A 14399-nucleotide genomic window follows, 5' to 3' on the forward strand; every position below is an offset into this window, starting at 1 on the left:
GGCGGAGACGAGGCCGAAGCCCCGCCACCAGGATCACGCGACCGCAGCCGCAAAGCTGCTGCGGTAAACCTGTGCCAGATCGGCCAGCGGGGCCGATACAGACCCGAACCGCACCTGATCGCCACCGAACTTGCCGACCGAAATCAGCGGCACGCCCGCCTGACCTGCGGCTGTCATCAGCGCTTCTGCCTGATCAAAGTTGCAGGCGATCAGGTAACGCGCCTGATCCTCGCCAAACAGCGTCGGCGTGTCGGATGCGTCCAGCGTGACGCCCACGCCGGTCTTCTCCGCCAGCTCGAACGCCGCCAGCGCCAGCCCGCCATCGCTCAGATCGGTGCAGGCAGTGACCAGCGCGCGGTTGTCGCGGATGAACTGCCCGTGTTTCGCCTCGGCCTCCAGATCCACATGCGGCGCATCGCCCTCGACGCGGTGGAACACTTCCGCCAGCAGCGCCGATTGCCCCAGATGCCCGGTGGTCTCCCCCAAAAGCAATGCAACATGGCCGTCGCGCACGGTGCAGCCGATGATGTCGTCGGGATGGTCGATGATGCCCACGGCCCCGATGGTCGGCGTCGGCAGGATGCCCTTGCCGTCGGTCTCGTTATAAAGCGACACGTTGCCCGACACGATCGGCATATCCAGCGCCGCAACCGCTTCGCCGATGCCTTTGATCGCGCCCACGAACTGGCCCATGATCTCGGGCTTTTCGGGGTTGCCAAAGTTCAGGTTGTCCGTCGCAGCCAAGGGCTTGGCCCCCACGGCGCAGAGGTTGCGATAGGCTTCCGCCACCGCCTGCCTGCCGCCCATACCCGGGTTCGCCTTGACGTATCGCGGTGTCACGTCGCTGGTGAACGCCAGTGACTTGTCGGTGCCATGCACCCGCACGATGCCCGCGCCCAGTCCCGGCGTGCGGGCACTGTCGGCCATGACCATCGTGTCGTATTGCTCGTAAACCCACTGCTTGCCCGCATAGTTGGGCGATGCCAGCAGCGCGCGCAAACCGTCGATCGGATCGACACCGGGCACATCGGACAGCGGCTCTGCCGCGGGCGTCTCGACCCAGGGGCGGTCGTATTCGGGCGCGGAACTGGCCAGCTTCGACAGCGGCAGATCGGCCATGGTCTCACCGTTGTAGACGATATGGAAACGATCCTCGGGGATTGTTTCGCCAACGATGGCAAAATCCAGGTCCCATTTGTCAAAGACGGCCTTGGCCTCGGCCTCCAGCTCGGGACGCAGCACCATCAGCATCCGCTCCTGCGATTCCGACAGCATCATCTCGTAGGCGGTCATCTGCGCTTCGCGCACCGGCACGTTTTCCAGATGCAGGCGGATGCCCAGCTTGCCCTTGTCGCCCATCTCGACGGCGGAACAGGTCAGCCCCGCGGCTCCCATGTCCTGAATCGAAATCACCGCACCCGTCGCCATCAGCTCAAGCGTCGCTTCCATCAGCCGCTTTTCGGTGAACGGATCGCCCACCTGCACCGTGGGGCGCTTGTCTTCGATGGTGTCGTCGAACTCGGCCGAGGCCATCGTCGCACCGCCCACGCCGTCGCGGCCGGTCTTGGCCCCAAGGTAGACCACAGGCATGCCGACACCAGACGCCGCCGAATAGAAAATCTTGTCCGCATCCGCCAGCCCCGCCGCAAAGGCATTGACCAGGCAGTTGCCGTTATAGGCCGCGTCAAAACGCACCTCGCCCCCCACGCAAGGCACGCCGAAACAGTTGCCATAACCGCCGATGCCCGCAACCACGCCATTGACCAGCGCCCGCGTCTTGTGGTGCGAAGGCAGGCCGAAACTCAGCGAGTTCATCGACGCAATCGGCCGCGCGCCCATGGTGAACACATCGCGCAGAATGCCGCCCACGCCGGTGGCAGCACCCTGATAGGGCTCGATATACGAGGGGTGATTGTGGCTTTCCATCTTGAAGACCACGGCCTGACCGTCACCGATATCGACCACGCCCGCGTTCTCGCCGGGGCCGCAAATCACTTGCGGGCCATCGGTGGGCAGGGTGCGCAGCCATTTCTTCGATGATTTATAGGAACAGTGCTCGTTCCACATGGCGGAAAAGATGCCAAGCTCGGTAAAGCTCGGCTCCCGCCCGATGATCTCCAGCAAACGCTGGTATTCATCCTTGCTCAGCCCATGGCTGGCGATCAGATCAGGTGTGATGGCTGGTTCGGTCATGCGCCCATGTCCCCCGTGACAGATGGTGGCCTGTCTTTATGGCAGGATGCCGCGCGGGGAAAGGGGGGATGAGCCGGATTTGCGCCGACCGCGTCGAACGGGCAGGTGCCGGGCAGGCACTGGGCAGGAACCGGGCAAAAAGAAAGGCCGTGCTGAGAGGTAAGGGGAAGCACGGCCTTTCGACATCAAACCGCCCCCCGAAGGGGACGGCAAGATACTTTGAACTTAGGGAAGTGTGACGGACTTGCGGCCCGATGTCGTGCCACGGCCGCCTTCTTCGACTGCCAGCGTCATGTCATCAAGCGTGGTGCCCAATGCGACCTGACCGTCTTGCAACATCACGTTGCCGGGGGTCACGGCGATCACCAGCACTTCGGACTGGAAACGCGCGGAGGCGTCGTCTGTCAGTGCGACAACCAGTTCGGGGTTGCCCTGGGCCGAAACCATGACGTTTTCAATCACGCCGATCAGCTCGCCGTCGGTTGTCTCCAGACGCTCGCCGCGTGCGTTGCTCAGCGCGCGGAATGCGGCCTGCGACATGGCGATCTGGTTCACGTCATACTCTGCATAACCGTTCGACACACGCTTGTTGGTGGTGTCGTACTGGAACTGGTTCGACGCTACAGGGTTATCCTGGCCGCCATCCATTGCAGGAGAGTTGCTCTTCAGCGCCGGGTTGTCGACGACTTCCTGCGCCAGAGCGGGTGCTGCCATCAGTGCGGCAATCGTCGATGCGGTGGTCAAGAACTTGCGTGTCATAAGTAATTCCTTTCTTATTCCGTTGCTGGTGGGACAACGGCGCAAGTGCGAGATCGGTTCCCGCTAATTTTCAGGAAAAATTCTTCGTGAAGACGGGAACAAAATCCGCAGGCCTCCCTCGCGTGCGCGCGCTTCCTTAATATGGGACGTGCAGGCCCCGCAGCCCCGCGCCGCGCCAAAAAAAAGGCCGAGCTAAAAAGCTCGGCCAAGTCCAACAGGGAGGTATGAAGATGATGCGCTAAGCGATCATCGTCTTCGAGACCGATTTAGGGGCAGCATTGCCGCCAAACAAGGCAGAATGTGAACGCCCGCCGGAATGCCCGCTATGCAGTTTTTGCATGGCTAGGGCTTTTGGTTACTTTTCAGCTGTTTGCGGTACAAAAGGATCTCTTCCTGCACGAAATCCCGAAAGGCCGAGATGCGCTGCGACTGCCGCAATTCCTCGGGGTAGGCCAGAAACACCGGAACATCGGCGGATTGCACCTCCGGCATGACCCGCACAAGGTCGGGAAAGTCATGCGCCAGGTAATCCGGCAGCACACCGATTCCCAGATTGTGCAGAACGCCCTGCAAGACGCCGAAGTAGTTGTTGACCGTCAGCAAGGAGCCGACTTCATGCGTCAGCAGCTCCTGCACCAGGCTCACGCTCGCACCCACCTGGGCGGAATCGGTATTCTGGCAGATCAGCCGGTGATCCTTCAGATCGCCATAGTCCTTCGGCGTGCTGTGCTCTTTCAGATAGGACGACGAGGCGTAAAGACACATCCTCACCGTCATCAGCTTCTTGCGGATCAGATCCGCCTGGCTCGGCTCCTTCATGCGGATGGCGACATCCGCCTCGCGCATCGGCAGGTCCAGCACCCGTTCTTCCAGCATCAGATCGACCCGCAGATCGGGGTGCTTGGCATAAAGCTTGGGCAGGCGCGGGGCCAGCCACAGGGTGCCGAACCCCGTCGTCGTGGTAACCCGCAGATCGCCGAACACCTCTTCCTCGCTGTCGCGGATACGCGCGGCGGCAGCGTCCAGCCGTTTCGTCATCGCACTCGTGGCGTCGAACAGCAGTTCGCCCTGCTCGGTCAGGATCAGCCCGCGCGCATGGCGGTGGAACAGGGTCGCGCCAAGTGATTCTTCCAGCCCGCGAATTTGCCGACTGACCGCGGATTGGCTCAGGTTCAGCCGATCGCCCGCATGGGTCAGGCTCCCCGCGTCCGCCACCGCGTGAAATATTCTTAGCTTGTCCCAGTCCATCACATTGCTTTCTGATCGTTGAGATCACCCTATAGTAAAAGACATGGAAACCTACCACTCGTCATAGGGTGCATCGCGTAAAATAACATTAATATGTATACAGGTCATACTTTATGACCTAATATTGCCTAAACTCTGACATCACATCCAAGCTGGGGAGGCGCAGATATGAGCAAGCAAAAGATTTCACTGAACGACCGTTACGATCTGGAACGCGAAACGGTGCTGTTGAACGGCACGCAGGCGCTGGTCCGGCTGATGATGATGCAAAAATCGCGCGACCGTGCCGCGGGGCTGAACACCGCGGGGCTGGTCACCGGATATCGCGGCTCGCCGCTGGGTGCCGTCGACATGCAGATGATGCGCGCCGCCAAACCGCTTGCCGAACATGATGTCACCTTTCAACCCGGCCTGAACGAAGACCTCGCCGCCACCGCCCTGTGGGGCAGCCAGCAGGCCGAACTGCGCGGCGAAGGCAAATACGATGGCGTCTTCGGCCTGTGGTACGGCAAGGGTCCGGGCGTCGACCGCTCGGGCGACGTCTTCAAACACGCCAACATGGCGGGCAGCTCGAAACACGGCGGTGTTCTGGTCGCGATGGGCGATGACCACACCGGCGAATCCTCGACCGTGCTGCACCAGTCCGAATTCGCCCTGCTCGACGCCTACATGCCCGTGGTCTCGCCCGCAGGCGTGCAGGAAATCATGGACTACGGCCTCTACGGCTGGGCGCTCAGCCGCTTTTCCGGTCTCTGGGTCGGTCTGAAAACCATGAAGGACACCATCGAAGCCACCAGCGTGGTCAACGGCAACCCCAACCGTCTGAATTTCGTGGTTCCCGAATTCAACATGCCCCAGGGCGGTCTGAACATCCGTCTGGTCGACACCCCCGTCGATCAGGAAACCCGCGTCATCGACCACAAACGCAACGCCGCCGAGGCGTTCAGCCGCGCCAACGGCATGGACAAGCGCATGTGGGGCAAACCGGGCGCCAAGATCGGCTTCGTTGCTGCGGGCAAGAACTGGCTCGACCTGATGCACGCGATGGACCTGTTGCACATCGACGCAAACGAGGCCGAGCGTCTGGGCATCACCACCTACAAGGTCGGCCAGACGTGGCCGCTCGACATGGACACCTTCCACGAATGGGCCGCAGGTCTCGACCTGATCGTCGTCGTCGAGGAAAAGCGCAAGCTGATCGAGGTCCAGATCAAGGAAGCCATCTTTGACGACCGCGACGGCCGCCGCGTCTATGGCTGGCACAAGGGCGACACCTGGGAAAACGGCCGCCGTCTGGAACTCTTCCCGACACGCGGCGCGCTCGACCCGATCCTGATCGCCGAGAAACTGGGCGACATCCTGATCGAAGAGGGCCGCAACACCGACGGCATCAAGGCGGGGCTGGCCGCGCTCTCCGAGGCACGGCGCAACGACAACGCACAGGACATCGCCGCGCGTCTGCCCTATTTCTGCTCGGGCTGCCCGCACAACTCCTCCACCAAACTGCCCGAGGGCAGCCGCGCCTACGCAGGCATCGGCTGTCACTATATGGCGCAGTGGATGGACCGCGACACCGTCGGCTACACCCACATGGGCGGCGAGGGGGCCAACTGGATCGGCGAGGCACCGTTTTCCACCACCAACCACGTGTTCCAGAACCTTGGCGACGGCACCTACAACCACTCCGGCATTCAGGCGATCCGCGCCGCCTTGGCCTCCAAGGCGAACATCACCTACAAGATCCTCTACAATGACGCGGTCGCGATGACCGGCGGGCAAACCAACGAGGGGGGCCTCAGCGCCTATAAGATCGTCGAAGAGCTGCGCGCCATCGGCGTGCCCACCATCGAAGTCGTCTATGACGAGAAGGAAGACGTGGACCTCGCCCGCTTCGGCAAGGGCGTCGCCACCCACGAGCGCGCCGAACTGGACGCCGTGCAAAAGCGCCTGCGCGAGGTCAAGGGCGTCAGCGCCATCGTCTACATCCAGACCTGCGCCGCCGAAAAACGCCGCCGCCGCAAGCGGGGCACATTCCCCGACATCGACAAGCGCGTGTTCATCAACACCGACGTCTGCGAAGGCTGCGGCGATTGCGGCGTGCAATCCAACTGCGTGTCGATCGTGCCCAAGGAAACCGAACTGGGCCGCAAACGCGCCATCGACCAATCCTCCTGCAACAAGGATTTCTCCTGCCTCAAGGGGTTCTGCCCCTCCTTCGTCACGCTGGAAGGCGCGCAGGTCCGCAAGGACCCGACCACCCGTCTTGACCTGCCCGACATGCCGCAGCCCGATCTGCCCGCCATCGACGGCACCTTCAACGTGGTCATCACCGGCGTCGGCGGCACCGGCGTCGTGACCGTGGGCGCGGTGATGGCACAGGCCGCGTATATCGACGGCAAGGGCGCTGGCATGATGGAAATGGCCGGTCTCGCGCAAAAGGGCGGTGCCGTGCACATCCACTGCCGTCTTGCGAACAACCCGGCCGACATCACCGCCATCCGCGTGGCAACAGGCGAAGCCGACGCGCTGATCGGCGGCGATCTGGTGGTCAGTGCCGGGGCCAAGACGCTGGGCCTGACCAGCACGGGCCGCACCGGTGCCGTGGTCAACAGCCACGAGATCATCACCGGCGATTTCACCCGCGACACCGAATTCGCACTGCCCGCCGACCGCCTGACACTGGCGCTTCAGGCGCGCCTGCAAGACAAGGTGGCGCTGTTCGACGCCTCGGACCTCGCCAAGGCCACCTTGGGCGATTCGATCTATTCCAACATGATGCTGATGGGTGCCGCATGGCAGCGCGGCCTGCTGCCGCTGACCCATGCCGCCATCGTCGAGGCGGTCACCCTGAACGGTGCGTCGGTCGAACGGAACCTGCGTGCCTTCGAAATCGGGCGCTGGGCGGTGCTCTACCCCGAACAGGCGCAAAACATCCTGACGCCCAAGGTTGTGGCCCTGCCCAAGACGCTGGACGAGAAAATCAGCTACCGCGCCGATCATCTGGTGAAGTACCAGGGCAAACGTCTGGCCAAGCGCTATCGCAAGATGGTCGAAGCCGTCGATGACAAGGCGGTGCGTGCCGCCGTCGCCGAAGGCTATCACAAGGTGCTGGCCTACAAGGACGAATACGAGGTCGCCCGCCTGCTGCAATCCACCCGCGCCAAGGCCGAAGCCGAATTCGACGGGGATTTCAAGATGAAATACCACATGGCCCCGCCGGTCCTGACCAAGATGGGCAGCGACGGTCGCCCCGTCAAACGCACCTTCGGCCCGTGGCTGGAAAAACCGCTGAGCGTCATGGCCCGCTTCAAGGGTCTGCGCGGCACGCCGCTGGATGTCTTCGGCTACACTGCCGAACGCCGCATGGAGCGCGCGCTGATCACCCAGTACGAGGCCGACATGAAGGACGTCCTGCCCAGGCTCACCGACGACACCCGCGACGCCATCGTGGCACTGGCCGAACTGCCCAAGTCGATCCGCGGCTTCGGCCCGGTGAAACAGGCCAACGAGACCAAGGCCGCCAAACGCCGCGAGGAACTGCTGTCGGTGATCCGCGCAGGCGGCAAGGACATGGCGCAGGCGGCAGAGTAGGGGCCACACGCAGGGAGCAACCTCTCGGGGACCACACGTAGAGACCAACCGTCACATTCCTGTCATGGCGCGCATGCGATACTGTGCGCCATGAGCCGACTGCCGCAGGCTCGGAGAGAGCGATGGCCCATATCAAGACGCCGTTCAAAACGCCGTTCAAGACGCCTTTTAAACTCGGGCCCGACCGCGCCATCGCGCGCGACATCACCTATTCGCACTCGGCCACCTCGCGCGGTGGCCGGGCGGTGATCCGCCTGATCGAAAACAGCACCGGGCGGCTGAACCTGATCCGCCGCGCCGACGGCTATCAGGACGAAGTCGCCGCAGGCCGCGATTTCTGGTCGGTGATCGTCGAACGCTACGGGCTGACCCTCGACGTGGTCGGCGGCGCGCTGGAAAACATCCCGCGCACCGGCCCGCTGATCCTGATCGCCAACCACCCCTACGGCATCCTCGACGGACTGATGATGGGCCACATCCTGTCGCGCATGCGCGGCGATTTCCGCATCCTCGCCAATTCGGTGTTCAACCGCGCAACCGAACTCAACCGCGTTCTGCTGCCGATCAGCTTCGACCAGACCCGCGAGGCGCTGGCGCTGAACATCGAAACCCGCCGCACCGCCCTGCAATATCTGTCGGATGGCGGCGCCATCGGCGTCTTTCCCGGCGGCACGGTCAGCACGGCGGCAAAACCGTTTTCACGCCCGATGGACCCGCGCTGGCGCAGCTTTACCGCGCGGATGGTCGCCAAGTCCGGTGCGACCGTGGTGCCGATCTATTTCGACGGCCACACCAGCCGCCTGTTCCAACTGGCCAGCCACATGCACTACACGCTGCGGCTGGGCCTGCTGATCAAGGAATTCCAGAAACGTGTCGACACGCCGGTGCGCGTGGTCGTCGGCGCGCCCCTGGGCCGCGACGTGCTGGACCCGCGCGCAAAGGACAGCAAACAGATGATGGATTTCCTGCGCAAAGCGACGTATGACCTCAATCCAGAGCCGGTCAAATCCTTTGACCTCGGCTATGAATTCGAGGAACGGCACCGCTGACCAACTCTGCGGCGCCCTTAGGGAATGCAGGCGCGGCAGGCTATGGCAATTGGTGTTTTCGACAGTGGTCTGGGCGGTCTGACCGTCCTCAACGCAGTGCAGAAACGTCTGCCCGACGTCGAGTTTATCTATCTCGCCGACACCGCCAACGCGCCTTATGGCGTGCGCACCGCCGATGACATCTACACCCTGACCACCGCCGCCGTGCAGCGCCTGTTCGATGCGGGCTGCGACCTGGTGATTCTGGCCTGCAACACCGCCTCCGCCGCCGCCCTGCGCCGGATGCAGGAGGGCTGGGTGCCCGAGGGCAAGCGCGTGCTCGGCGTCTTCGTGCCGCTGATCGAGGCGATGACCGAACGGCAATGGGGCGACAATTCCCCCCCGCGCGAAGTCGCGGTGAAACACGTGGCCCTCTTTGCCACCCCCGCCACCGTCAGCAGCCGCGCCTTCCAGCGCGAACTGGCCTTCCGCGCCATCGGCGTCGACGTCGAGGCTCAGGCCTGCGGCGGCGTGGTCGATGCCATCGAAGAGGGCGACATGATCCTCGCCGAAGCCTTGGTGCGCAGCCACGTCGACGCGCTGAAACGCAAGATGCCGCATCCGCAGGCCGCAATCCTCGGCTGCACGCACTATCCTTTGGTGCAGGACGTGTTCCAACAGGCGCTGGGCGCGGATGTGCAGGTCTACTCGCAGGCAGCCCTTGTCGGCGAAAGCCTGGCCGACTACCTGACCCGCCACCCCGACAAGATGGGCAGCGGCACGGCGGCCTATCTGACCACGGGCAACCCCAAGCGGGTCAGCGACCGCGCGGTGCAATTCATGCGACGACAAATCACCTTTGTTTCCGCCTGAACATCCTTCCCACATCTCTCATATACGAGGTCTCACATGACCCATTCCGTCGCAATTCTGGGGGCCAGCGGTTACACTGGCGCCGAACTGATCCGGCTGATCGCCGAACATCCTTCGATTGAAATCAAGGCCTTGGGCGCGTTCTCCAAGGCTGGCCAAAAACTGTCCGAGGTGTTCCCCCACCTGCGCCACCTCGACCTGCCCGACATGGTCGCCTTCGACACGATCGACTGGTCGGGCATCGACCTGTGCTTTTGCGCCCTGCCGCACAAGACCAGCCAAGAGGTCATCCGCGACCTGCCCGACACCCTCAAGATCGTCGACCTCAGCGCCGATTTCCGCCTGCGCGATCCTGCCGACTACAAGACATGGTACGGCAACGACCACGCCGCCGTCGAAATGCAGTCCGAAGCCGTCTACGGCCTCACCGAATTCTACCGTGACGACATCACAGCCGCACGGCTGGTCGCGGGCACCGGCTGCAACGCGGCAACGGGCCAGTTCGCCCTGCGCCCGCTGATCGCCGCCGGTGTGATCGGCCTCGACGACATCATCCTCGACCTCAAATGCGCCGTCTCCGGCGCGGGCCGCTCGCTCAAGGAAAACCTGCTGCACGCCGAACTCAGCGAAGGCTATCACGCCTATTCGGTCGGCGGCACGCATCGCCACCTGGGCGAATTCGATCAGGAGTTTTCCAAGATCGCCGGCCGCCCGGTGCAGGTGCAGTTCACCCCGCACCTGATCCCCGCCAACCGCGGCATCCTTGCCACCTGCTACGTCTCGGGCGACGCCGCCACCGTGCACGAAACGCTCAGCTCAGCCTACGAGGCCGAGCCGTTCATCCACGTCCTGCCCAAGGGCGAGGCCCCCAGCACGCGCCACATCCGCGGCAGCAACTTTTGCCACATCGGCGTGGTCGGTGACCGCATCGCGGGCCGCGCAATCGTGATCGCAGCCCTCGACAACCTGACCAAGGGCTCCAGCGGTCAGGCCCTGCAAAACGCCAACCTGATGCTCGGGCTGCCCGAAACCGCAGGGCTGATGATGGCACCGCTCTTCCCCTAAGTGTGGAACGTCACGCATTCCTGACCCGAACCGGCCCTTCGGCGCAGTTCGGGTCAAATGCGGGTGTGCGGGACCAAGTGAGCTTTCAGTGCGGCTTGGCTAACGTCCGGTTTGGTGAAGAACGCATAACACTGGCGGCTAGTTGGCCGCTTTATGAGCGTCGGCAACCCGAAGCCGGTGGCCCTGCATCAGGTGTGGGACCTATCGCAACACGTCCGTAACATCCCGCCACCCGATGTCTAAGGCGAACGGTTCTTCTTCAAAGAACGAACGCCAGATAGGAATCACGTCATCAATCGTGAAAACCTCATCGTCTGTCAGTGTCATCTGACCTGCCCCGAAGATCAGAACATGTTGAACGGCAGAATCCGATGCTGCCATGGTGCGATGGCCACGCCAATGCGTATTGGAGGTGACTTCCCTTTTTTCAATCAAGCATTTCTGTTTTCCGCCAGCCACTTGAACATACGATCCGTCTTGGCGCGTCAAGCTGGCATATGAATGCGGGCCGAAGGGATCCAGCCCTCTTAGAGCGGCTTCGACTTTTGCAAATTCTCTGACTTGCAGGGCGTTTTTCCCCTCAACTTCAAGAAGTAGAACCATGACGCCCTCCATCGAACCAACGACTGCGCTCCTTTGAGAAAGCCGGTCATTATCAACTGTCTCATACGCAGTGACGTACTCTGCATGTGACCTTTGGCGACGACCGTGATTCGACACCTTTGCGGGTGTGATAGCAGACCATAAGGCAACCCGCAGCATCGGTCTCTTTGGCCTCAAACCGGCCCTTCGCTGCGATCTGCGATTAGGTCCGGTTTTCTAAGGACGCCGATGGGTGCGACACTACAGCCGAACGGCGCGCGTTGATCGGCGCGGCGTTTGTGTCTAGATACCTGTGATCCCTGTGAAACCGGGAAAGCAGGCGGAGCCACGATGAAAAGCCTCAAGAAACAACGGCGCATCCAGATCATTATGGTCACGGCAGTGGCGCTGGTCCTCAGCACCGTGCTGATCGGCTACGCCATGCGCGACGGCATCAACTTCTTCCGTGCCCCCAGCCAGGTCATCGCCGAACCACCCATGCCATCGGAAGTCTTCCGCATCGGCGGTCTGGTCGCCACAGGCACGCTGCAACGCGGGCAGGGCGAGGTGATCCGCTTCGAGGTCACGGACGGCGGCGCATCGGTGCCCGTGGTCTTCAGCGGCGTGCTGCCCGACCTCTTTGCCGAGGATCAGGGCATGGTCGGCACCGGCAGCTATATCAACGGCGTCTTCGAAGCCACTGAAATCCTTGCCAAACACGACGAGACCTACATGCCTAAGGAAGTCGTGGACGCCCTCAAGGCCCAGGGCGTCTACCAGGACCCCGAAGGCTGAGAACGGTCCTCTCAACGCCCGTTAACCATTTCCGCCCCACTCTGCGCGCCAATTCCAGCAGCGCAAGGGGCCGGACATGCAGACCGTATATGACATTGCCAACGAGATCGTCGCCCGCGAGGGCGGCTATGTAAACGACCCGGACGATCCGGGCGGGGCCACCAACTTCGGCGTCACGATCCACACCATGCGCCGCTTGGGCCTCGATCTGGACGCCGACGGCGACATCGACGCCGCCGACGTGCGCCAGCTGACCCAGACCCAGGCGGTCGACATCTTCGTGCGCCACTACTTCGACGGCCCCCGCATCGCCCAACTGCCCGAGGGGCTGCACGCGTCGGTCTTCGACATGTACGTGAACGCAGGCGCCAACGCCGTGCGCATCCTGCAACGGCTGCTCTGCGAAATGGGCCATGCGGTCACCGTCGACGGCGCACTCGGGCCTCAATCCATCGCGGCCACGGCCAAGGCCTACACCCAGGCCCCGCAGGCGATGATCGACGCCTACGGCATCGCGCGGCGCAACTACTATTTCCGCATCGCCGACAACCGCCCCGCCAGCCGCAAATACGCCCGCACACGCGCAGGCGGCAAAGGCGGCTGGATCAGACGCGCCGAAGACTTCATCAGCGCGCCCTATCACATGACATCGGCACAATTCACAGCGAGGGTAGCATCATGGGGTTAATCGAAGGTGTATTCGGGCTGCTGTTCGGCAACGGCGGCAACGTGGTGCGCGACACGGTCCAGGTGTTCCGCGAAAACGCCGAAAGCGGCAGCGCGCGCGCGCAAGAGGTGCAGGTGCAGGCGATGCGCCAGTTCGGCGAGGAATACAGCATCGCGCGCCAGGGCTGGTTCGACCGTTTCGTCGACGGCCTCAACCGCCTGCCGCGCCCGCTTCTGGCCCTCGGCACGCTGGCGCTGTTCATCTCCGCGATGATCGAACCGTTGTGGTTCGCCGAAAGGATGCAGGGCATCGCACTGGTGCCCGAACCGCTCTGGTGGCTCCTGGGCGTGATCGTATCCTTCTATTTCGGCGCGCGCCATCAGGTAAAGGCACAGGAGTTCCAGCGCCAGCTGGTCGGCACCATGGCCCACGTCCCGCAAGTGGTGACCAACATCCGCAGCCTGCGCACCTTGCGCGCCGAAAGCGTCGGCATCGCCGACACCGGCCCCGACGCGCACCTGACCGCCGAAGCGACAGCCCCCGACGGCAACCCAGCGCTCGAGGACTGGCGACGGGCCTGACAGTCCGCTCACGGGCAGCGTACAAGCGCTGCCCCTCGGGCGCGGTGTGGGGGGGTAGGTCTGGGGTGCGGGATGGAACGGACTTTGAGAGTTGTCACCTGAATGACCACATCCTGCCCAAAGCCGTCAACCCAATCGTATCACCTATGACCAAGTAACTCGTCCGATTGCAGATAGTCGCGAACAGATTTCTTAAGGTCATTCAGTGCCTGAAATACGTTTTCCCCACGTTCTTCCCGCATATTGTGCGCCCAGGTTAGATCGGCACCTTCCAAGGATTCCCTTGTGGGATAGTGTCTTGGGAACTGGCGGACGGCTTTCTCCAAGTCTTCAGCAGCGCACATTGCGGATTTATGCAGCTCATCGTGAAATTTTTCAATCTCAATAATAATCTTAGAGGGCATAACCGGATCGTTCAGCGCACTTTCAATCCGATTATTTAGCCTCTGAAAGTCTTCACTAATGTCGAATATGTCCCAGTTGAAATCACTCCAAGAAGTCTCAGGCGCGTTGAATGTATCATCTTCGATCGCCTCATCAGCGGGCCCCTGAATTAAACGGAAGCCAGCAGCGTTGGGGGAAACAATTCCACCAACAGAAACTAGTTTCTTATCTATATCTGAGGTAATCTCAGCGTCGTGTTGGTCTTTTGCATATATTTTGAAATTTCGATTGAGGGAAATTTGAGCCGACGAATCAAGGCCAGACTTGCTCCAAGCTTCAAATGAAGATTTCCAGTCAAGTTCTTTCAGCAGAGATTGAAGCTCGGCTATTTGGACTTTGAAAACCTCGTTCTTGGCAGGTTGAAAGATACTCACCTTGGCATGTTGGTACGACTTAACGGCAAGAATTGCACCAATCATCCAGAATAATATTTGCACACCATCTTTTAAGGTCTGTGGACATTCAGGATTCCCATTTTGCCTGATTTCTGATTCAAACTTCCAAAATGGAGGTTTGAATGAACGAGGAGCGGTTTGTGGTGTCGGACATCTTGTGGCAGCGGCTTGAACCGCA

General features: G+C 61.9%; 12 protein-coding genes. 7 read left to right on the forward strand and 5 right to left on the reverse strand.

All coding sequences use genetic code 11. The features are described 5' to 3' along the window. Positions 1-33 precede the first annotated feature (33 nt). The 3 genes from purL to NTA49_RS08225 all read right to left on the reverse strand — a co-directional run bounded on the left by purL (position 34) and on the right by NTA49_RS08225 (position 4200). Complete coding sequence (gene purL, locus NTA49_RS08215; protein ID WP_258294221.1) at positions 34-2193, reverse strand: phosphoribosylformylglycinamidine synthase subunit PurL; 2160 nt, start codon at positions 2191-2193, stop codon at positions 34-36. A 225-nt stretch (positions 2194-2418) separates the two neighbouring features. Then, positions 2419-2952 carry a hypothetical protein gene (locus tag NTA49_RS08220; protein WP_258294222.1) on the reverse strand — a complete coding sequence of 178 codons (534 nt, stop codon included), beginning with the start codon at positions 2950-2952 and terminating at the stop codon, positions 2419-2421. A gap of 342 nt (positions 2953-3294) precedes the next feature. Next, positions 3295-4200 (reverse strand): LysR family transcriptional regulator, encoded by a 906-nt coding sequence (locus NTA49_RS08225; protein WP_258294223.1) that lies wholly within the window; start codon positions 4198-4200, stop codon positions 3295-3297. A gap of 168 nt (positions 4201-4368) precedes the next feature. On the opposite strand from NTA49_RS08225, the gene NTA49_RS08230 reads away from it, so the two are divergent. The 4 genes from NTA49_RS08230 to argC all read left to right on the forward strand — a co-directional run bounded on the left by NTA49_RS08230 (position 4369) and on the right by argC (position 10757). Continuing rightward, positions 4369-7791: an indolepyruvate ferredoxin oxidoreductase family protein gene (locus NTA49_RS08230; RefSeq protein ID WP_258294224.1), complete on the forward strand. Its 3423-nt coding sequence runs from the start codon at positions 4369-4371 to the stop codon at positions 7789-7791. A gap of 122 nt (positions 7792-7913) precedes the next feature. Next, positions 7914-8840, forward strand: a complete 927-nt coding sequence (locus NTA49_RS08235; RefSeq protein ID WP_258294225.1) for a lysophospholipid acyltransferase family protein — start codon at positions 7914-7916, stop codon at positions 8838-8840. Between the two features lie 42 nt (positions 8841-8882). After that, positions 8883-9692 carry a glutamate racemase gene (locus NTA49_RS08240; RefSeq protein ID WP_258294226.1) on the forward strand — a complete coding sequence of 270 codons (810 nt, stop codon included), beginning with the start codon at positions 8883-8885 and terminating at the stop codon, positions 9690-9692. 36 nt (positions 9693-9728) lie between these two features. Beyond that, complete coding sequence (argC, locus tag NTA49_RS08245; RefSeq protein ID WP_258294227.1) at positions 9729-10757, forward strand: N-acetyl-gamma-glutamyl-phosphate reductase; 1029 nt, start codon at positions 9729-9731, stop codon at positions 10755-10757. Between the two features lie 201 nt (positions 10758-10958). Here argC and NTA49_RS08250 read toward each other — a convergent pair whose 3' ends face one another. After that, entirely contained in the window at positions 10959-11360 is a 402-nt protein-coding gene (locus NTA49_RS08250) for a hypothetical protein (RefSeq protein ID WP_258294228.1), read from the reverse strand. Positions 11361-11690: 330 nt separating this feature from the next. Between NTA49_RS08250 and ccmE the strand changes: the two genes are divergently transcribed. From ccmE to NTA49_RS08265, 3 genes are all read left to right on the forward strand, one after another. Then, positions 11691-12134, forward strand: a complete 444-nt coding sequence (gene ccmE, locus NTA49_RS08255; protein ID WP_258294229.1) for a cytochrome c maturation protein CcmE — start codon at positions 11691-11693, stop codon at positions 12132-12134. A gap of 76 nt (positions 12135-12210) precedes the next feature. Continuing rightward, positions 12211-12822 carry a holin-associated N-acetylmuramidase gene (locus tag NTA49_RS08260; RefSeq protein WP_258294230.1) on the forward strand — a complete coding sequence of 204 codons (612 nt, stop codon included), beginning with the start codon at positions 12211-12213 and terminating at the stop codon, positions 12820-12822. Beyond that, the gene (locus NTA49_RS08265) at positions 12813-13382 is read left to right on the forward strand and encodes a holin family protein (protein ID WP_258294232.1); all 570 of its coding nucleotides are present in this window, start codon (positions 12813-12815) and stop codon (positions 13380-13382) included. The genes NTA49_RS08260 and NTA49_RS08265 overlap by 10 nt, the downstream gene beginning before the upstream one ends. Positions 13383-13522: 140 nt before the next feature. Here NTA49_RS08265 and NTA49_RS08270 read toward each other — a convergent pair. Then, the coding region (locus NTA49_RS08270; RefSeq protein WP_258294234.1) for a hypothetical protein at positions 13523-14399 on the reverse strand (877 nt) is incomplete at its 5' end.

This window comes from Pseudosulfitobacter koreensis, assembly GCF_024733015.1.
GTDB lineage: Bacteria > Pseudomonadota > Alphaproteobacteria > Rhodobacterales > Rhodobacteraceae > Pseudosulfitobacter > Pseudosulfitobacter koreensis.